Genomic DNA, 16,205 nt, shown 5'->3' on the forward strand with positions numbered 1-16,205 from the left:
GGCCGCTCGTTGAATGGAGGGTGCGCTACGGGGCTCTTTCTTAGGGCGAGGGACCCGGCACGCCCACAATTGGCGATCTCGTGCGGGTCCTAAGCGTCTCTAACGGCTGTCTGTGCAGGGCCGGGCTCTTTGCTAGCGCCGCGCCGGGATAGCTCGCTTTCGACCAATTTGAGCGCTTCCGATGCCTGATGCGCGTAAGGGTCGCCGGATTCCATTTTCTCGCGATAAAATTGGCCAAGCTCTCGGAGCTGGGTGGGTTCATATGATCCCAGGCGTTCCTTAACGGTGGCGAGCGCTTCCATCGCTCTTGGCTGCGGTCCGTGTTCAGGGTAATTTTCACGGAATAGCTCGGCCGTCTCATGTTCGAGCATATATGCCGGCAGCGTGTCGGTGGCATCGAGGCGGGCAAAGACCTCGCCAATGGCCGAAAAAATGATCCTCTGTCCCTCTTTGATGCTCTCAATCTCGCGCTCGATCGCGTCTAAGGCCGGTGGGCCGCTGTCAGCGGCTCCGGTGGTGTCTTCGAGCTTGGCCAGCACTTCGCGCAATAGCGCAATCATCACGTCTTCTTTGGTGCTCATCGGCCTCGATCCTTATCCTGGCGCATGTCGCGCAGGCGCTCGCGCATTTCACGCAGCGACTTGCCAGCGTCGTTCTGATCGGCCGATTTGCCTGTCTCGGGCTTCGCCGGCTTTTGCGCTCCATCGCGCCCCGTTCGATCCGACTGGCGACCCTCGCGCATCTTCGCCAGCATCTCGCGCAACTCACGCTCGTTGCGCAGGCCGCCAAGCATGTCCTGCAATTCCTGCAATTGCTTGTCGTCCTGGGCCGGGGCTTTCTCGCCCGAACGGGCTTCGCCCGTAGCGCCTTCGGCGGCCGATGCTTCATCGGTCGGGGCCGTGGACGGGGGCCGTTGGCCAGCCTCGCTATGCTCGGTCGCCTGCGGCGTCCGTTCCTGTCTGTCGGCAGCGGCCTTGCCAGCGTTTCCGGCGTCATAGCTGACGGCTTTGTCTGCGACAAAGCGAGCAAGGCTCGAAGCGGCTGCTCGCGCCTCCGGCGAACCGTTCTCGTGCAAGTCCTCGATGGCTTTCGCATAGATCGAAAGGACACCATCGCGGGTGGCCTCGGCCATGGGCGCGCGGCCTTCCTTGTCGAGCGGCTTGCCGGCCTCCCTCATCTTGCGCGCCTTGATGCTCTCGGTCGGTCGTTCGGCAAGCCGCGCCTTCCGGCTCGTGGCGTTTGCGTCAATGCCGCGATCGCGCAGCTCGGCCGCAAACTTTTCACGATAGCGCTGCAAGTCTTCGCGCTTCGGATAGTGCCGGTGCTCGGTGTCGCTGTTGCGCGTGGCATAGGTGAAATGGACGTGCGGGCTGTAGGTGTCGGTGTGCACCGCCATGACATATCGGTGCCCAGCGAACTCGTCTTTCGCCAGCGCCCTTACCGCGTCCTTTAGCTTTTCGGGATCTGTCCCGTTCGGCATGGAAAAGGTAATGGAGCGTGAAACAGCCCCCTTTCTCCGGTCGTCGCCCGATACGGCAAACGCCTCCCATTCGCGGGCGCGCTCATACATATTTTCAATGCCTTGGAGCTTTTCGCCGCGCTCGTCCTCAAGCTCGAACTTGTGTTCCTCGTCGCGGTCCTCGCGGGCGATATAGACCATATTCGCCCCGGTATGTGACGCGCCGCTCTGCGTGCCCGTCACCTTCACCATGACCTCCGGCGTTCGGCTCGCGGTCCGGCTGACGGCATTCAAGAGCGCCGTCTGACCGCCGCCGCTACCTTGCCCGCCACCCTTGCAGCCGCCGCCAGCGCGAACGGCTCCTAGGCCGGGAACGCGCGCATTCGCGCCGCGATCGGCAGAGCCTTTTTTGCCGCTGACCGGGTGGCCCATGAGCTTGGAAAGCTCGATTGCCGTAGTGGGAGAAAAGTAGCTCATTTCACGCTGCGCCAATAAAGGCTGTCTGCCGCCGCCATCTGTTCGATGGCGCGTTGGCCTTTCTCGACCGCGCTCATGACAGCGCCGCGGGTCGCGTCCAGCTCTTGCGCGCACTCGATCATTTCGCGCGGATCGCCATCGTTGACGGCGGCCATTAGGTGTCGCGCCGCTGTGTTCACATTGCGCCCGATGGGATTGATTTCCGCCCGGATAGAGAACGCCGCTTCGCGCACATCCTTGGAGTAGAACAGGGCGCTTTCGCCGCCGTCATAATAGCGCGCGTGGATCAGTTTGCGGACAATATCGCTCGGCAAAAGATGCTGCCTGGCTGCGTCCTCGGCAAGCGCTCGATGCTGCTTTTTGCCGATGCGAACCTGAATCCGAACGCGGTCATTGTCATCGCTCCCGCCATCGCGGCGATCGTCGGCTCGCGCGTCTGTAGCGGCTGCCAGTTCGCGCTTGATGAAGGCGCTACGGGACAATCCGGCGCGCTCTGCCGCCGCGTCGATCGCCGCGGAAAGGCTGTCATCAAGTCGAATCGTCACTCTGGAAATTGCTTTCTCCCAAGCCCCGTGCAGCGGACTGCCAAATGCCCATTGTCCGACAATAGAGCCATTTGGCCTATCCTGCCATCCCTTAATATTGCTTTTCACTACCCCATTTCCCTTCAGGCAGCAAGGCTAGCCATCAAAAGACGCAGAAGATGAAAATCGAGGAAAACGAGCGGCCTTCAAAGGCTCAAAATTGAGCTGAATTTCAGGGCAGGGCAGACGCGGAAGATTGAAGGCACGGAAAGGATTTATCGCCGTCCTGGTCCTCGACATGCAGCAATCTAATGACCGTCACCGTCATAGTCGCCAGCTCGCACACCATCACCGGCAAGCCCCAACAGCGCCAAAAGCAAATGGGGAAGATAGGCCGCGACAACCAGCATGAGGAAAAGCCGAATCCAGCTTCCTAGGCGCTCCCCAATCGAGGCAACCGAAGGCTCGATGATATAGCCGCCGATTGACGTAATGAGGCCAAGAGCAATGAAGCCGACCATGATCCATCCGATGAAATTGCGGACAATCAGATAGAGCGCTAACCAGGTGCCGAATGCGATCCAGCCCCAATGGATGCCGAGCGGGTCAGCGATATATGCGAACGGATTCTCCATGGCGTTAGCTCCTTGGGTTTCACCGGCCCATGAACCCAAGGACGGTGCGCCAATGGCTCACGTGGAAAGGGGCCATATTCCACGATACATCAACAGACAATGTTCTGCAATCGTTCCGGCTTCGGATTACGCGAACGGTCCTGCTCGATAGTAGGCCTATAGGGCAAAAAAGAGCCCGCTACGATCTTCCGGCGCGGGCGCGTTGTTGTCGATGGAGGAGGCGGTCAGTTGATTATCGCTCCGGCTGCTGTGACGGCCGCGATAACCAAACCAAGCCGATCATCCATTGCAGCTTTCTAAGCTCTGCGAGGATGGGGCGTTGGCCTCTGCGATCTTCATGGCGATATGCCCTCAATGGCATCAACTGCCTGCTGGGCCAGCTCGTCATCGGCTTTAATGCGTTGCAATTCTGAACAAGGCAACTTGCGTCATTCGGCCTCGTCGTGATTTACGGGGTGAAATCCGGGCCAGCAATTGCTGGCCCGGATTAGCGATCAGTCACTGGTCGCTGTCGCGGTCGCCCTTGGCGAGCACGGCCGCGCGATCGACAATCAGGTCGGTCGGATAAACGGTGTTGCCGTTCTGCTCGCGCTTCGAGGTCTGAATATCGCCGCGCGCATTGATGAGGTCGCCCTTATTGAGCTTCTTGGCCCACGCGATATTGGCGCCGAACATGATCAGGTCAATCCAGGTGGTCGTTTGCTGATACTCGCCGTCTTCGTCCTTGCGGTTCTTATTCACCGCCACCGAAACGTAAGCGACTTTCTCGCGTATGGTGGTCTTGCCGACGCGGCCGCGAACTTCAAATTCAGCTACATTTTGCATTTCGTATCTCCTGCTGCCGGGATCATTCCCGATAATCTCGGGCGTGCCGGGGAGCCGACGCGGGCAAGCGAAAAAGGGGAGGGTCGGCGCCGCAGGCGTGGAAACCGCAGGCCGATAGGCCGGTTTTTCGCTTGCCCGCATTAGGCGGCTCTTCGGCTAAGCGATTATCGAGAAGGAAATGATCTTGGCAGCGGGCGAGGATGCACGGCGCGCTGAATCGTTCGCCGGGGCCTGGCTGTCCATTTATGGAGCCGTGGTTGGTGGTGTGACCGCAAGGATGAAGGCGACGTTCCGACGATGCGCCGCCGCCCTCCTTGTCGCGATCCTCCGGGCCTTTGCTCTCTGCGACCCTATGCGCGTTCTATCGGCATCCTCGATGCGCGCGCGGCGGCATCGCCGGTGCCCGCCTGTCGCTGTCGCACTTCCCGGGCAATCTTTGCTAAGAGCGTCCGACTGCATCCAGTGGCATCAATGACCTCCCGCCATGTGCGCCCGTCGCCAAGCATGGATGCGATAGCAGCATTCCGCGCCTTGTTCTCGGGCCGCCCTTTGTACAAGCCCGCAGCTTTGGCACGCGCCGTCCCTTCGGACTGGCGGCGACGCCGATCATCATAATCCTTTCGGGCCACAGCAGCGAGAACATCGAGCATCATGTTGTTGACGGCAGAGAACATGCGCGCGGTGAACTCGTCGCCAGGGGCAGCGAGGCTCCATGACGTGGGCAGGTCCAATGCCACGATCCGAACCTGCTTTGTGTCGATCTCGGATCGCAGCTTCGTCCAATCCGGAGCGGTGAGGCGAGACAGCCGATCGACCTGCTCGACCAAAAGAACGTCGCCAGGTTCGCAATCTGCCAAAAGACGAAACAGCTCGGGCCGATCCAGCTTCGCCCCGCTTTCGTTTTCCATGTAGCGGGCAGCGATGCGCAAGCCTCGCTCGGCCGCGAACGCATCAAGGGCACCTCTCGCCCGAGAAGCGTTCTGCTGCGAGGTTGAGGCACGAAGATAAGCACGAACGAACATGGGCGGTCTCTTTAAGGCAGTCCTTTTTTGAACAGTCTTTTTTACGTTGTCAAATGACAATAATAAGACCGGACGGACGCCGGTCCTCAAAAGGTATACCCTAACTGAACCGTCATGGATGGCGATCTATCGCCAATTCCCGATGCATGTTGACGGGGGCGCTATTCATCGCATATTTCCGATGCATGGAACCCGAAGCCTCCCTCGCAATCTTGGGCGCTCTAGCGCACCCTACGCGCCTAGACGCATTTCGGCTGCTCGTCCGCCACGAACCTGACGGCCTATCGACAGGCCAGCTCGTTGATGCCTCAGGCCAAACACAAAGCACGTTTTCAACGCATCTGGCTGTTCTCGTGAAAGCCGGCCTTGTCCTTCCGGAGAAGCGGGGCCGCCAGCAAATTCAGCGGGCAAACATAAACGCGCTGAAAGGCCTCGTGCTCTTTCTGGCGAAGGACTGCTGCCAGGGCCGTGCCGAACTTTGCGAACCGCTTGTCGCTGAACTCACCTGCTGCTGAAGGATATACTGTGGCTACCGACATTATCATCTATCACAACCCGGACTGCGGCACCTCGCGCAACACGCTGGCGATGATCCGTAATGCGACCATCGAACCGCATGTGATCGAATATCTGAAGACACCGCCCGCGCGTGCCTTGCTGGTCGAACTGATCCACCGCGCCGGCATGACCCCGCGCGATCTGTTGCGCGAGAAGGGCACCCCCTATGTGGAGCTGGGCCTGAACGACACATCGCTGTCGGACGACGCGCTGGTGGACGCGATGATAGCGCATCCGATCCTCATCAACCGCCCCCTCGTTGTGTCACCGCTGGGTGTAAAACTTTGCCGTCCTTCCGAAGCGGTGCTTGATCTGCTGCCGACAGGCCAGCTCGGCGCATTTGCAAAGGAAGATGGCGAACAGGTCGTGGACGCTTCGAGCCAGCGTATCGCCTGATGCTGCCAGCAATTCTGATCTTCATCGCGACGATCACGCTCGTCATCTGGCAACCCAAGGGCCTCGGTATCGGGTGGAGCGCGATGGGCGGGGCGATCGTGGCGCTGCTTGCGGGCGCTGTGTCGCTATCCGAGGGAAGCGATGATCTACGCCAATGTGATCGGCTGCGATCTTGGCCCCAAAATCACACCCATCGGATCGCTTGCCACCCTGCTTTGGCTTCATGTCCTCGGGCAGAAAGGCATTCGCATCGGTTGGGGCTATTACTTCAAGGTCGGCGTAACGCTGACGGTTCCGGTGTTACTGGTGACGCTCGCAGCTCTTGCAATCAGGATCAGCATGGCATGACGGCGCTCGTTTATCTTGGCGCAGCAATCGCAGAAATCGCCGGCTGCTTTGCTTTTTGGGCATGGCTTCGATTGGATAAGTCCCCCTTATGGCTAGCGCCGGGTGTCGTGTCGCTGATGCTGTTCGCATGGCTTCTGACCCGCGTGGACAGTGACGCAGCGGGGCGAGCCTACGCTGCATACGGCGGCATCTACATTTGTGCGTCCCTCGCGTGGCTATGGGTTGTGGAAGGCGTACGTCCAGACCGTTGGGACGTCGGCGGAGCCGCCCTTTGCCTCATTGGCACCTGTGTCATCCTGCTAGGACCAAGGACCGCCTGATGCCTCTTCGCGATCTCCACGACGCCGAGAATTTCCCGGCGCTTGATACGGCCTATGTCCACCAGCGTCCCGCCCTGGGGCTGGGCGCACTCGATCCTGCGCCGCGCATTCTGCTGCTCTATGGCAGTCTGCGCGAGCGATCCTTCTCCCGTCTCGCCGTGGAGGAAGCCGCGCGGCTTCTACGTCTGTTTGGCGCGGAAACTCGCATTTTCGATCCATCGACACTGCCGCTGCCCGACCAGGTGGCGGGAGACGATCACCCCGCCGTTCATGAACTGCGCGAATTGGCACTGTGGTCGGAGGGCCAGGTGTGGTGCAGCCCGGAACGGCACGGTCAGATCACTGGCATGATGAAGGCTCAGATCGATCATCTGCCGCTGGAGATGAAGGGGAAGCGGCCGACGCAGGGCCGCACACTGGCGGTCATGCAGGTGTCTGGCGGTTCGCAGTCGTTCAACGCCGTCAACTCTCTACGCCTTCTCGGCCGCTGGATGCGAATGTTCACCATCCCCAATCAGTCGTCGGTGGCAATGGCCTACAAAGAGTTTGACGAAGCCGGGCGCATGAAGCCGTCAAGCTATTATGACCGGATTGTCGATGTGATGGAGGAACTGGTCCGCTTCACAATCCTGCTGCGACCGCACTCTGACCAGCTAGTTGATCGATACTCTGAGCGTCAGCAGTCCGGCGTGCCCGTCGATCCGTCAACGGATCTATCGAGCATCGCGTAAACGCCATGAATCCCACAAACAGCGGCTTCCCGATAGGTTGACTGACAACTAAACCACCGCTTTGTTGACGCATTTTGCGAGTTATCACTGGCGCTGCTAACGATCAGCTTATCCGAAGGAAGGACTACCGGTGAAAATCTGGGCGAAAATTATCGCTGTTCGGGGCTAATGTATCCTTGTGGTGCTGCCGCAGAGGAATGGCATTACCAAGCCACCCGATGATCTGCCCCAATCTATGCACACGCGGTTTAAGACCGCTTGCAGCGCCACAGGCCGCAAAATGGTGAGCGAGCTGGTTGCGTATATCGAAGAACGCACTGCCGAGCTGGAAAGCGAAGCTGGACTAACCCGCAAATGATGTATTGTGCAAATGTGGGTTTTAAGCCGTTCTATATTTGTTCTTTCTCAAACTGCATGTTAGGGCGGCAAGCGACATGATGAAAAACGTCGATTCCTTCTCGTTCTATGAGTTCTTCGCAGGCGGCGGGATGGCGCGCGCTGGTCTGGGGCAATCGTGGCGCTGTCTGTTTGCCAACGATTTCGACAAGAAGAAGGGCGCGACCTATGAACGAAATTGGGGCGAGGGCGCGCTCGTCGTAGATGACGTGCGCCATATCGGCCCTAATACGCTTCCTGACCATGCAGATTTGATCTGGGGTTCGTTTCCTTGCCAAGACCTGTCTCTTGCAGGCGGCGGCGCGGGCTTGAAGGGGGACCGCTCTGGCACCTTCTGGCCCTTTATGACGGTCATTCAAGGCCTCATCGGGGAGGGCCGAGCGCCCCAGATGATCGCACTAGAAAATGTCGTCGGGACCCTTACATCGCATAAGGGTGCCGACTTCATTGCAATTTGCGATGCCCTCAACCGCCTCGGCTATCGTTTCGGTGCCCTTGTAGCAGATGCATCATTGTTCGTCCCACAGTCGCGGCCCCGCCTCTTTGTGATCGCTATCAGGTCAGACCTCACACCCAGCCAATACGGGCAAGGCCCACAACAACCGTGGCATACTAGCGCCCTGCGTCGTGCTCATGACCAGCTTCCCACGCGCTTGGCGGAAAACTGGATGTGGTGGAACATGCCGAAGCCTCCGAAGCGCAAGCAAAACTTCCGCGACCTGATCGAAGATAATCCCGAGAGCGTTGCGTGGCACTCTGCGAAAGAGACGCGCGAGCTTCTCTCAATGATGAGCGAAATTAATCTTGCCAAAGTCGAAACTGCCAAACTTTCGGGTGTCCGCATGGTTGGGGGTGTCTATAAGCGGACACGTTTCCACCACGGGATCAAGGTCCAACGCGCCGAGGTTCGATTTGACGACATTGCAGGATGCCTGCGCACTCCTGCGGGCGGCTCATCGCGGCAGCTCATTATCGTAGTGGAAGGCGATCGCATCCGATCTCGGCTGATCTCCGCACGCGAAACGGCGCGCCTCATGGGCTTGCCTGATAGTTATCAGCTTCCCGCCGGCTACAATGAATCCTATCACCTGACTGGGGATGGGGTGGCGGTGCCAGTCGTTCGACATATTGCCCAGCACATTCTAGAACCTAATCTAGTGGCAAACAGGCGAACCGAAGAAACGATAGCTGCATGAGCGATGCGATACCGTGTAAGAAAGACCCTGATCTAGCGCGCAAAATCGAGGTTTTCTCTGAAACCCTCAAAACACGCTCGCATGAAATCAATCCATTCGGGATGACCGAAAAGGACTTCTACGACAGCGGGATTTTTGAAGGCTCAATTCAGCGGGTCCGAGGACAAATCTCGGCCTCGATGGCCGAGAAAAAGCAGTTTGTAGCCCATATCCTCAACCATCTGGAAGATCAGGGATTCATCAAATCGTGGCTTGAGGCGGGCAATGCCAATCGTCATGATTATTCGGTCGTTCTTAAAAACGAGAAGATCGCCGCTATCGAGTTGAAAGGCTGCCTCGATGGCAACAACACAAATATTTCAGCGCGCCCCCCTCATGCAAATGAGTTCGTTGTTTGGAGCGTTTGCCAGAACAAAGGCGCTGATCCGCGTCACAATGTTTGGTCAGGTAGCGAAAGCTCGATGGCCTCGGCCTCGTCGCGAATATCAACGGGCACCTCATAGCTGCCGGTAATGGTCTTGTTCTTCTGCAACAGCTTCAAAGCCCGATAGCGGCGGCCTCCGGCGCAAATCAGCACCTTGCCGCCCTTCTCGTGGCCGATCAGATTTTGCAAAAGGCCATGCGCTTCTATGTCGCTTGCCATCGCCTCGATCTTGCTCGGCTCGACCGTGCGGACATTCAGCGGGGAAAGGGCCAGTTTCGACAGTTTAATGGTCTGGATCGTCATCGTTTTTCACTCCTTCAATTTCTAAGGCGAAGCCGCTGCCTACGGCCTGCGGCTCTGCCCCCTGGCGAAGGCGGGATGGGGAAGGGTGAAGCCAAATCGATGGGAGTGGTGCGGGCAGCGCGCCTAGAGAGGCCCGCGCGCGAATGCGCGCGCTCGGCCGAACTTGGCGAGCAACACGGTCCTGTCGATTTTGCTTCGGGGAAACGAAAGGGCGGCGCCCTTGGTGTTTCCGCTCGCGCGGCGAATGCCGCGCAGATTACGATTGCGGCCCTTGGCCGCGCTAAGGCAGCTTAGCCTTAGTAGGGACCGCGCACCACATCGGCATAAGGACGCTGGCGGCACTGGCGGCAGCGCAACCGCGCGATCATTTCATAAAGCAGGGTCTTTTCGGGAATGCCGCGCATCCGCGCGAACTCGCCTAGCTGGATCTTCTCATGCCGCCCGCATGGACATGTGATGCGCAAGACGCAGCTCCGCCGATACCAGATAGGGTCAATCGGCTTTGGGCGGTTGTAGTTGGCGGCCATGCCCGACGCTATACCGGAACAGACAAGGAACGTAACAGGTGCGCATGGCAGCGCCGGGAGCGCTAGGCGCGCGCTCAAGCGGCGGCTTTTTCCTGCAAAATATCGTTCCAATCCTGATCGGGCCTGCCGGGCGGCGGAATGATTTTCAGCTCGCGATTGTTCTCGGTCAGATGATCGTGGGCGCGGTCGATCGCGCTGGCGGCTTCCTCGCCATGCTGTGAATAGATGACGACTTTGTGCACGCTTTCGGGGATGCTGATAAGGCCATAGCGCTCAATGCCGCCAGCGCCCCACACTTTGAAGCGGCCACCCGATAGCTGCATGACCGAAACCGCTTCCTCGAAGCCCTCGGCCAAGCGCAGCACTCCGTCACGCGGCAATCCGCCAATGCGCATCGCAGCATTGCGAATCAGGCCCAGCGCCAGCTTGGATTCGCCGCTGCCGCCGTGTTGAACCTTTTGGCCGGTGCGTGGGTCAATCAGGATGCGTTGCAGCGAGATTATTCCTTCGTCGGTTTCGAAGGGAATGAGTAAGGCATGATGGATTTCGCGTTCCTCGGCGGTGCCGACAACGCAATGATCGGTATAGCGTAGCTTATGGCCTGCCGGGTCGATGGCACGCGAACGCAGATAGGTTTCGGCAGGGGTTCCAGCGATGGGCTTTCCTTCATTCCATATCGAAAGCGCGAGCTGGCGGTTTGACCGGCGCGGCTGTGGCTCATGAATCTGCCCGTTGGTGCGGCCGTCGATGCGCTGCTGGCGCATGGCGGCAAGAACGTCTTTGCGATCGCACCCGGCCCAGCATTTGACGAGCACGGCTTTCTTGCCAGGCGAGATTTGCAGCGACGGATTACGATCATCATGGGCGGGGCAACAGACCATTCCATAGGAGCCGTGCCAACGCCCCCCCATGTCGGCCACGATCTGACGCGCGCGTTGTTCGGCGTCCATCGACAAGTGCTTATTCCTTCCACGTCATATCACTACGCCGTGATTTATGCGGTAAATCACAGCTCATATCCAGCCCTTTCGACTGGTTCCAGACCATGAGCCCGGCCCGTCTAGGGCCGGTCATTTTGCGCCCGCAAGGGCGCTCTCTTTCCTAACTTTCAATTTGAGTGCGAAGTTATCCACAGGGCACCGTGGTGTTAATAGAGGTGTTAAAAAGGGTGTTAAGCGAATCAGTGGTTTTGTAAGCCATTGAAAGTAAGCGTAAAAAAGAACGATTTTCGCGCTCCCGGTATCTAATGTCCGAATCTCGGTATCTAATGTCCGAATCTCGGTATCTGTTGTCCGAATCTAAATTGGGTCACGTGGCGGTATCTGATACCCCGAAAATGCTTGCATTGGTATCTGAAACCCCGAATAGTGTTCTGCATGGCGTCGAAAATGGAAAAATCACGGGATGATGTGCTGCATCCGTCGAACCTGACGGCTGACAAGCGTGGACCGACTGACCTTTTCACCTGCGATGTTGCCGATGCGGTATTGAAAGACTTGATGCCCACGTTGGAGCATCCGTTTTATTCGCTCTCGAAGAAGCCAATGATGGCCGAGAGAATATATCGGCGCGGTGACAACTGGCTCAAAGTCAGCCCCAGCGCAAAGGGCATGGCGACAATCTACGATAAGGATCTTCTGATCTACGCAGTGTCGCAGCTCGTCGCCGCGATCCGCGATGGAGCGGAGCCAAAGCAGCGGGTTCGTATCAACTGCCGCGATTTTCTGATGTTCGCCAATCGCGGGCAAGGCGGCAAGGACTATCAAGCGATCTGCGATGCGATAGAGCGCTTGGACGGTACGCGAATTACCACGAATATCAAGACGGGCGACGAAGAACAGTTCGATGCTTTCGGACTGATCGACGGCGGCACGGTGCGCCGCAAGGATGGCCTTAACGGGCGCATATTGTGGGTTGAAATCAAGCTGTCGGACTTTGTGTTCAATGCCATTCGGCATCACGAAGTTCTGACACTACACCCCGATTATTTCCGCCTCGCCAAGCCATTGGAACGGCGAATCTACGAGTTGGCGCGGCGGCACTGCGGGCAGCAAGCGAGCTGGTCGCCATACATGAAAACGCTGTTTGAAAAGTCGGGCTCGACGGGTTCGCTCAAGCTGTTTCGTTCCAGGGTGAAGGAAATCTGCAAGATCAACAATATGCCCGATTATGAGCTGGAATTTCGCGCGGCGGGCGATCAGGTCGTTTTCATGAACAGAGAAACGATGCCCCTCGATCGCGACCATAAGGAGGGTGCGGGCTCTCCTGCTGGCGGCGTCCTGCCGATGCTTCAACAATCGACTTATGAGAAGGCTCGCAAGGCGGCACCAGGTTGGGACGTTTACGCGCTCGAGAACGAGTGGCGCGTGTATGCGGCCGACCGAGGCGAATGCGTAAAGAGTGTTGATGCGGCTTTTGTAGGGTTTTGCAAAGCACGCTTTGCAAAGATGGGGCGCCCCTAGGAGGGGGGCGGTATCTAATGTCCGAATCCCCGGTTGCGGGGTGAAATGGCGGAAACCGTAGGTTTTCCAGCCATTGGCCGCGTGGGTATCTAATGTCCGAATCCTTCGGGTGACAGGAAAAGCGGCGCGAAAATCAAAGCCCTTGCCCTTCAATAGCTCGAAAAGTGTTAGAAAACCGTGGGTTTCCCCTGCCCTGCCGCGTCCCGGTATCTAATGTCCGAATCCTCGATCAGGTCGCAAAAGGCTCGAAAACCCTAGGGTTTCGGGCCTTTCTCGCCACCCCGGTATCTAATGTCCGCAGCGAGGCAGCGGGGCGCGGTATCTAATGTCCGCAGCGGGTCGCGGTATCTGAAACCCCGAACCTTGGCGGCGGGGCCGCTAGATCGTGGTTTTGGTCAGATACTCGCAAAGCGGGTCGCTTGTGCGATCCAGCAAAGCCTTGTCGCGCGCGGTTTCGAAGGCGCGCGGGCGTTCGAGCACGGTAGGATGATTGACTTCGAGCCAGAGATTTTCGGTGAAGCGACTGCCATTCCAGAAGGGATGCGCGGTGGCGAGATAGAATAACAGCTCACCGAGCAAGCCGCGATCCAGTGAGTTGGTCGCTTTGGCCTGGTCGTAGCGCTCGAAGATATATTCGAGGTTGGCCTGAACGAAGGCGGCGGGATCGTAATAGGGATGCGGGGCGGTTATGTCGGCGGTGCGATACTTCCCGGCCCAGCGGAACAGCTTGTCATAAGTTTGCTTATGAATGGCCAGCAAACCTTTGAGGCCGGGGTAATCGCCGTGTGCAAGCACGCGTTCGCGCGCGGCGTCTTCGGCCTTCTGAACGGCAGCGTCCAGCTCCGCGCGATCGGTGATGCGCAGCTTATTTTGGAGCGTTAGGCCATCCTTAAGATAGTAATATTCCCCGTTCATCGCGCAGGGATAGCCGGGGGCGGAACTTGATTCAATCTCCGCCCGACGAGTGACTAGCGCCAGTCCCATTCTAGCACCCTTTATCCAGTTGCGAACGCTGCTTGGCAAGCGCGACCATATGTTCCCAATCGGTGCGCCAAAGGCCACGATGCGCCCTTGCGGCCTCTTTCATGGCCTCTTGATAGCGCCCGCCTGAAAACATGCGGTAATCCACGGCGTAGCCAGCGGCGATCATGGTGAGGCCCACGCTGTCACCATTGGCAAATCTGCATTCCAGATTGTGCCGGCTGTAGCTGCGGGCAGGATTGCGACACGCCTTGAATTTGGCTTTGGTGCAGGTGATCGGGCCATTGTCGTTGACGAGGCCCTGCAGAACGCGCCCGCTGACCTCTTTGGAGGCCTCGGGCGCGTCGGGCGCGTCGATCCCGACAATCCGCACGCGGTCGTCTTCGAAAGCGAGCGTATCGCCGTCGATGGCATAGGCCGGGCCTGATACGGTCATGAACTTTTCGGGCATGACCAGCGCACCAAGCGCGACGACAAAGGCAACACCGAAAAGGGGCAGGCGGTAATCCATTGGGGCCTCATCCAAGCCTAACGTGATTTATGCAAGAAATCACGTTAGGCGAATTTTTGATGGGGCGCGACCCGCATTCGCGGGGCGCTCAATCTGCATTGTCGCTAGGCGCGCGCCAGTAGCCATAGACGCAGCGTGTTCCGTCTCGGCTGCAATCGTGGGTGTCGTGCAGCTCGCCCTCGATGACGGCGGCATAATGACGGGACAGGCTGACGATGATCCGGCCTGCGGGCAGCTCGTCGGCCGAAAGGTGGACGCGGCACCCCTCCCCTATCTTCATGGTGGGCACCCATTGCCAGCCCAGGGCGCCCATGATGCGGCGCATAGTCGCGCCGCGAACGCCATTGCGCGCGCCGCTGCGCCCTCCCCTTCGCCTCGATCCGCGTTCGGTCTTGGCGATTTCATTTATCAGGACATAGGCTTGATTATAGCCGATTCCGGTGGCGATGCTGATTGCGCGTGCGGCGCAATCTCTAGCATCGCCGCGCCGCCCTGCGGCGGCGCGACCTCCATCGTTATAGACGTGGCGGATCATGCCGCCTTCCTCATTTCGGTGGGTTGCAGATCGTTGAGATAATCGACCGCCTTTGTCGCCAGCGAGGATGCGCGGAAGATGGCGCGGCTATCTTCCTTCAAGCATTTCAGCCAGCTTTCCATATAGGCGGCATGATCTTCGCGGACTGCCGGGGAAAGGCCCAGCTCGGCGCAAAGGAATGCGCTGCCCAGCTCGGCAACAAGTTCCTCGAAAGCATAGGACGCCCTGCCCGTTCCGATTTCGCGATTGCAGCGGCTCTTGTGGCCGGTCCAGTGCGTCAGCTCATGCAAAAGCGTGGCATAATAGGCCTCCTGCGCGGGCATGGTATCGGTGCCGGTGAAAAGGCCGATTTCGGGCATCCGCACAAGGTCAGTTGCGGGTTGATAGCAAGCGCGCTGTCCGCCTTCCTCGATGAGCGCCCCGGTCGCGGCCGCGAAGGCTTCGGCCCGCTCGATCCGTTCGATTTCGGTGGTGGGCGCTGCCTGCGGTGCTTCTTCCTCGTAACCGTCGATCTGGCTTGAATGGAAAACGGTCGAACCGCGCGCGAAAACCTGTTTCGTTTCCTCGCCCGTTTCTTTGTCGGTGCCCTCGATGATCTTATAGAACACGATGGGCGCGCCCTTCTCGCCCTTGCGCACGAATTGGCCGCGTTCCTTCCATTGCTTGAACGTGCCCCATGCGCCGCCGTTATAGCCGCGATTCATCGACACAGCCCAAAGGGTCAGCACATTTACGCCGCGATAGGCGTTGCCGCTGGCGATGTTCCGCAAGCCGATGGCCTGTTGGTGCCACGGCATTTGAAACGTCCCTGCCCCTTGCTCGATGGCGGCAATAATCGTTTCGGTGACGCGCTCGTGAATGGTCTGCTTGGTGTTGCTCATCGTCTTGCCCTTTCCTTTTCCAATCGCTGCCGAAGGCCATGCGCTCATGGCCTTCTGCCCCCTGGCGAAGGCGGGATTGGGGATGGGCCAAGCCAAAACGATGTGAGTGGTGCGGGCAGGAGCCATAGGAAGGCTTGCCGGCGAGAATCCGCTATGCGGATCTTCGCCGGTCTAGCCGCGCTTGGCGATCAACACGGTCATGTCGTTTTGGCTTGGGAGGAAGGGGAAAGGGCGGCGCCCTGCCCCTTCCTGAGATGAATATTGAATCGCCTTGGGCGATGCTTTCGGAGCCGCTGCGGCGGCGATCCACGCTAAGGATCGTTACCCGAATGGGACGAAACCGCTGCAAGCGGGTTCGGTCGGCAAAGCCGATAGAGCCTGACAGCGGCCTAGAAGGCCGCTGGAGCGCGCCCTTTTTCAATTCTGGCAGGTTTTGACCTGAATATGTCAAACGCCTCTCACGAGGCTGCTACGGCCTTTCCTGACCTATTTCGGGCACCCTGCCCGTCTCTTGCTCGATGAACGCCAGCAATCCTTCCCACTGCGCGAACCGCTTGCGCTTACAAAGTCGCTTGTATTCCTCGATAATTTCCTTCGGCCCGTCGATCGTCATCCTAGCGCGCTCGACATTATCGGGCACTTCGCGCGGCGCACCGAACCCGCGACTTTCTGCGCCTTCCTGCGCGGCTTTACG

The 16,205-nt window shown here is 58.8% G+C and carries 21 protein-coding genes and 2 pseudogenes; 9 read left to right on the forward strand and 14 right to left on the reverse strand.

Annotation, left to right across the window (positions count from 1 at the left end; genetic code table 11):
* Window positions 1-89: 89 nt before the first annotated feature.
* The 6 genes from MKP08_RS14175 to MKP08_RS14200 form a co-directional block, all read right to left on the reverse strand.
* On the reverse strand, window positions 90-581 hold the full coding sequence (locus MKP08_RS14175) for a hypothetical protein (protein ID WP_241555633.1): 492 nt from the start codon (window positions 579-581) through the stop codon (window positions 90-92).
* Window positions 578-1,951, reverse strand: coding sequence for a relaxase/mobilization nuclease domain-containing protein (locus MKP08_RS14180; protein ID WP_241555634.1), 1,374 nt, complete (start codon window positions 1,949-1,951; stop codon window positions 578-580). Before MKP08_RS14180 ends, MKP08_RS14175 begins: the two co-directional genes overlap by 4 nt.
* A complete protein-coding gene (locus MKP08_RS14185) occupies window positions 1,933-2,589 on the reverse strand; it encodes a ribbon-helix-helix protein, CopG family (RefSeq protein ID WP_241555635.1) in 657 nt (218 codons plus the stop codon). The genes MKP08_RS14180 and MKP08_RS14185 overlap by 19 nt, the downstream gene beginning before the upstream one ends.
* Window positions 2,590-2,768: 179 nt before the next feature.
* Complete coding sequence (locus tag MKP08_RS14190; RefSeq protein ID WP_241555636.1) at window positions 2,769-3,095, reverse strand: hypothetical protein; 327 nt, start codon at window positions 3,093-3,095, stop codon at window positions 2,769-2,771.
* 498 nt (window positions 3,096-3,593) lie between these two features.
* The gene (locus tag MKP08_RS14195; RefSeq protein WP_241555637.1) at window positions 3,594-4,061 is read right to left on the reverse strand and encodes a single-stranded DNA-binding protein; all 468 of its coding nucleotides are present in this window, start codon (window positions 4,059-4,061) and stop codon (window positions 3,594-3,596) included.
* A gap of 209 nt (window positions 4,062-4,270) precedes the next feature.
* Window positions 4,271-4,942 carry a recombinase family protein gene (locus MKP08_RS14200; protein ID WP_241555638.1) on the reverse strand — a complete coding sequence of 224 codons (672 nt, stop codon included), beginning with the start codon at window positions 4,940-4,942 and terminating at the stop codon, window positions 4,271-4,273.
* Between the two features lie 185 nt (window positions 4,943-5,127).
* On the opposite strand from MKP08_RS14200, the gene MKP08_RS14205 reads away from it, so the two are divergent.
* The 8 genes and pseudogenes from MKP08_RS14205 to MKP08_RS14240 all read left to right on the forward strand — a co-directional run bounded on the left by MKP08_RS14205 (window position 5,128) and on the right by MKP08_RS14240 (window position 9,390).
* The gene (locus MKP08_RS14205; RefSeq protein ID WP_241555639.1) at window positions 5,128-5,457 is read left to right on the forward strand and encodes a helix-turn-helix transcriptional regulator; all 330 of its coding nucleotides are present in this window, start codon (window positions 5,128-5,130) and stop codon (window positions 5,455-5,457) included.
* Window positions 5,458-5,467: 10 nt separating this feature from the next.
* A complete protein-coding gene (gene arsC / locus MKP08_RS14210; RefSeq protein ID WP_241555640.1) occupies window positions 5,468-5,896 on the forward strand; it encodes an arsenate reductase (glutaredoxin) in 429 nt (142 codons plus the stop codon).
* Window positions 5,896-6,012 (forward strand): annotated as a pseudogene (locus MKP08_RS14455) (ArsB/NhaD family transporter); the annotation flags it as partial. The gene arsC and the pseudogene MKP08_RS14455, both read left to right, overlap by 1 nt.
* A gap of 16 nt (window positions 6,013-6,028) precedes the next feature.
* Window positions 6,029-6,244 (forward strand): annotated as a pseudogene (locus MKP08_RS14220) (ArsB/NhaD family transporter); the annotation flags it as partial.
* The gene (locus MKP08_RS14225; protein WP_241555671.1) at window positions 6,241-6,564 is read left to right on the forward strand and encodes a YnfA family protein; all 324 of its coding nucleotides are present in this window, start codon (window positions 6,241-6,243) and stop codon (window positions 6,562-6,564) included. The pseudogene MKP08_RS14220 and the gene MKP08_RS14225, both read left to right, overlap by 4 nt.
* The gene (arsH, locus tag MKP08_RS14230) at window positions 6,564-7,295 is read left to right on the forward strand and encodes an arsenical resistance protein ArsH (RefSeq protein ID WP_241555641.1); all 732 of its coding nucleotides are present in this window, start codon (window positions 6,564-6,566) and stop codon (window positions 7,293-7,295) included. The genes MKP08_RS14225 and arsH overlap by 1 nt, the downstream gene beginning before the upstream one ends.
* A gap of 434 nt (window positions 7,296-7,729) precedes the next feature.
* On the forward strand, window positions 7,730-8,887 hold the full coding sequence (locus tag MKP08_RS14235) for a DNA cytosine methyltransferase (protein ID WP_241555642.1): 1,158 nt from the start codon (window positions 7,730-7,732) through the stop codon (window positions 8,885-8,887).
* On the forward strand, window positions 8,884-9,390 hold the full coding sequence (locus tag MKP08_RS14240) for a hypothetical protein (RefSeq protein ID WP_241555643.1): 507 nt from the start codon (window positions 8,884-8,886) through the stop codon (window positions 9,388-9,390). The genes MKP08_RS14235 and MKP08_RS14240 overlap by 4 nt, the downstream gene beginning before the upstream one ends.
* On the opposite strand, the gene MKP08_RS14245 is transcribed toward MKP08_RS14240, so the two are convergent.
* From MKP08_RS14245 to MKP08_RS14255, 3 genes are all read right to left on the reverse strand, one after another.
* Window positions 9,318-9,614: a ParB/Srx family N-terminal domain-containing protein gene (locus MKP08_RS14245; protein ID WP_241555644.1), complete on the reverse strand. Its 297-nt coding sequence runs from the start codon at window positions 9,612-9,614 to the stop codon at window positions 9,318-9,320. The two genes, MKP08_RS14240 and MKP08_RS14245, sit on opposite strands and share 73 nt — an antisense overlap.
* A gap of 296 nt (window positions 9,615-9,910) precedes the next feature.
* Window positions 9,911-10,141 carry a hypothetical protein gene (locus MKP08_RS14250; protein WP_241555645.1) on the reverse strand — a complete coding sequence of 77 codons (231 nt, stop codon included), beginning with the start codon at window positions 10,139-10,141 and terminating at the stop codon, window positions 9,911-9,913.
* A gap of 74 nt (window positions 10,142-10,215) precedes the next feature.
* On the reverse strand, window positions 10,216-11,091 hold the full coding sequence (locus tag MKP08_RS14255; protein ID WP_241555672.1) for a toprim domain-containing protein: 876 nt from the start codon (window positions 11,089-11,091) through the stop codon (window positions 10,216-10,218).
* A 438-nt stretch (window positions 11,092-11,529) separates the two neighbouring features.
* On the opposite strand from MKP08_RS14255, the gene MKP08_RS14260 reads away from it, so the two are divergent.
* Window positions 11,530-12,603: a replication initiator protein A gene (locus MKP08_RS14260; RefSeq protein ID WP_241555646.1), complete on the forward strand. Its 1,074-nt coding sequence runs from the start codon at window positions 11,530-11,532 to the stop codon at window positions 12,601-12,603.
* Between the two features lie 378 nt (window positions 12,604-12,981).
* Here MKP08_RS14260 and MKP08_RS14265 read toward each other — a convergent pair whose 3' ends face one another.
* The 5 genes from MKP08_RS14265 to MKP08_RS14285 form a co-directional block, all read right to left on the reverse strand.
* Window positions 12,982-13,587, reverse strand: a complete 606-nt coding sequence (locus MKP08_RS14265) for a Fic family protein (RefSeq protein WP_241555647.1) — start codon at window positions 13,585-13,587, stop codon at window positions 12,982-12,984.
* Between the two features lies 1 nt (window position 13,588).
* Entirely contained in the window at window positions 13,589-14,095 is a 507-nt protein-coding gene (locus MKP08_RS14270) for a thermonuclease family protein (protein WP_241555648.1), read from the reverse strand.
* 88 nt (window positions 14,096-14,183) lie between these two features.
* Complete coding sequence (locus MKP08_RS14275) at window positions 14,184-14,630, reverse strand: hypothetical protein (RefSeq protein WP_241555649.1); 447 nt, start codon at window positions 14,628-14,630, stop codon at window positions 14,184-14,186.
* Entirely contained in the window at window positions 14,627-15,511 is an 885-nt protein-coding gene (locus MKP08_RS14280; protein WP_241555650.1) for an ArdC family protein, read from the reverse strand. The genes MKP08_RS14275 and MKP08_RS14280 overlap by 4 nt, the downstream gene beginning before the upstream one ends.
* 469 nt (window positions 15,512-15,980) lie before the next feature.
* On the reverse strand, window positions 15,981-16,205 hold a 225-nt coding region (locus tag MKP08_RS14285), incomplete at its 5' end, for a hypothetical protein (RefSeq protein WP_241555651.1).

This window comes from Erythrobacter sp. LQ02-29, from assembly GCF_022576075.2.
Classification (GTDB): Bacteria; Pseudomonadota; Alphaproteobacteria; order Sphingomonadales; family Sphingomonadaceae; genus Alteriqipengyuania.

Coding starts and splice junctions, on each gene's coding strand:
- MKP08_RS14255 (WP_241555672.1), bottom strand. CDS start 11,091: ATGGACGCCGAACAACGCGCGCGTCAGATCGTGGCCGACATGGGGGGG.
- MKP08_RS14265 (WP_241555647.1), bottom strand. CDS start 13,587: ATGGGACTGGCGCTAGTCACTCGTCGGGCGGAGATTGAATCAAGTTCC.
- MKP08_RS14245 (WP_241555644.1), bottom strand. CDS start 9,614: ATGACGATCCAGACCATTAAACTGTCGAAACTGGCCCTTTCCCCGCTG.
- MKP08_RS14275 (WP_241555649.1), bottom strand. CDS start 14,630: ATGATCCGCCACGTCTATAACGATGGAGGTCGCGCCGCCGCAGGGCGG.
- arsH (WP_241555641.1), top strand. CDS start 6,564: ATGCCTCTTCGCGATCTCCACGACGCCGAGAATTTCCCGGCGCTTGAT.
- MKP08_RS14235 (WP_241555642.1), top strand. CDS start 7,730: ATGATGAAAAACGTCGATTCCTTCTCGTTCTATGAGTTCTTCGCAGGC.
- MKP08_RS14240 (WP_241555643.1), top strand. CDS start 8,884: ATGAGCGATGCGATACCGTGTAAGAAAGACCCTGATCTAGCGCGCAAA.
- MKP08_RS14205 (WP_241555639.1), top strand. CDS start 5,128: ATGGAACCCGAAGCCTCCCTCGCAATCTTGGGCGCTCTAGCGCACCCT.
- MKP08_RS14250 (WP_241555645.1), bottom strand. CDS start 10,141: ATGGCCGCCAACTACAACCGCCCAAAGCCGATTGACCCTATCTGGTAT.
- MKP08_RS14175 (WP_241555633.1), bottom strand. CDS start 581: ATGAGCACCAAAGAAGACGTGATGATTGCGCTATTGCGCGAAGTGCTG.
- MKP08_RS14280 (WP_241555650.1), bottom strand. CDS start 15,511: ATGAGCAACACCAAGCAGACCATTCACGAGCGCGTCACCGAAACGATT.
- MKP08_RS14190 (WP_241555636.1), bottom strand. CDS start 3,095: ATGGAGAATCCGTTCGCATATATCGCTGACCCGCTCGGCATCCATTGG.
- MKP08_RS14270 (WP_241555648.1), bottom strand. CDS start 14,095: ATGGATTACCGCCTGCCCCTTTTCGGTGTTGCCTTTGTCGTCGCGCTT.
- MKP08_RS14225 (WP_241555671.1), top strand. CDS start 6,241: ATGACGGCGCTCGTTTATCTTGGCGCAGCAATCGCAGAAATCGCCGGC.
- MKP08_RS14200 (WP_241555638.1), bottom strand. CDS start 4,942: ATGTTCGTTCGTGCTTATCTTCGTGCCTCAACCTCGCAGCAGAACGCT.
- MKP08_RS14260 (WP_241555646.1), top strand. CDS start 11,530: ATGGAAAAATCACGGGATGATGTGCTGCATCCGTCGAACCTGACGGCT.
- MKP08_RS14195 (WP_241555637.1), bottom strand. CDS start 4,061: ATGCGGGCAAGCGAAAAACCGGCCTATCGGCCTGCGGTTTCCACGCCT.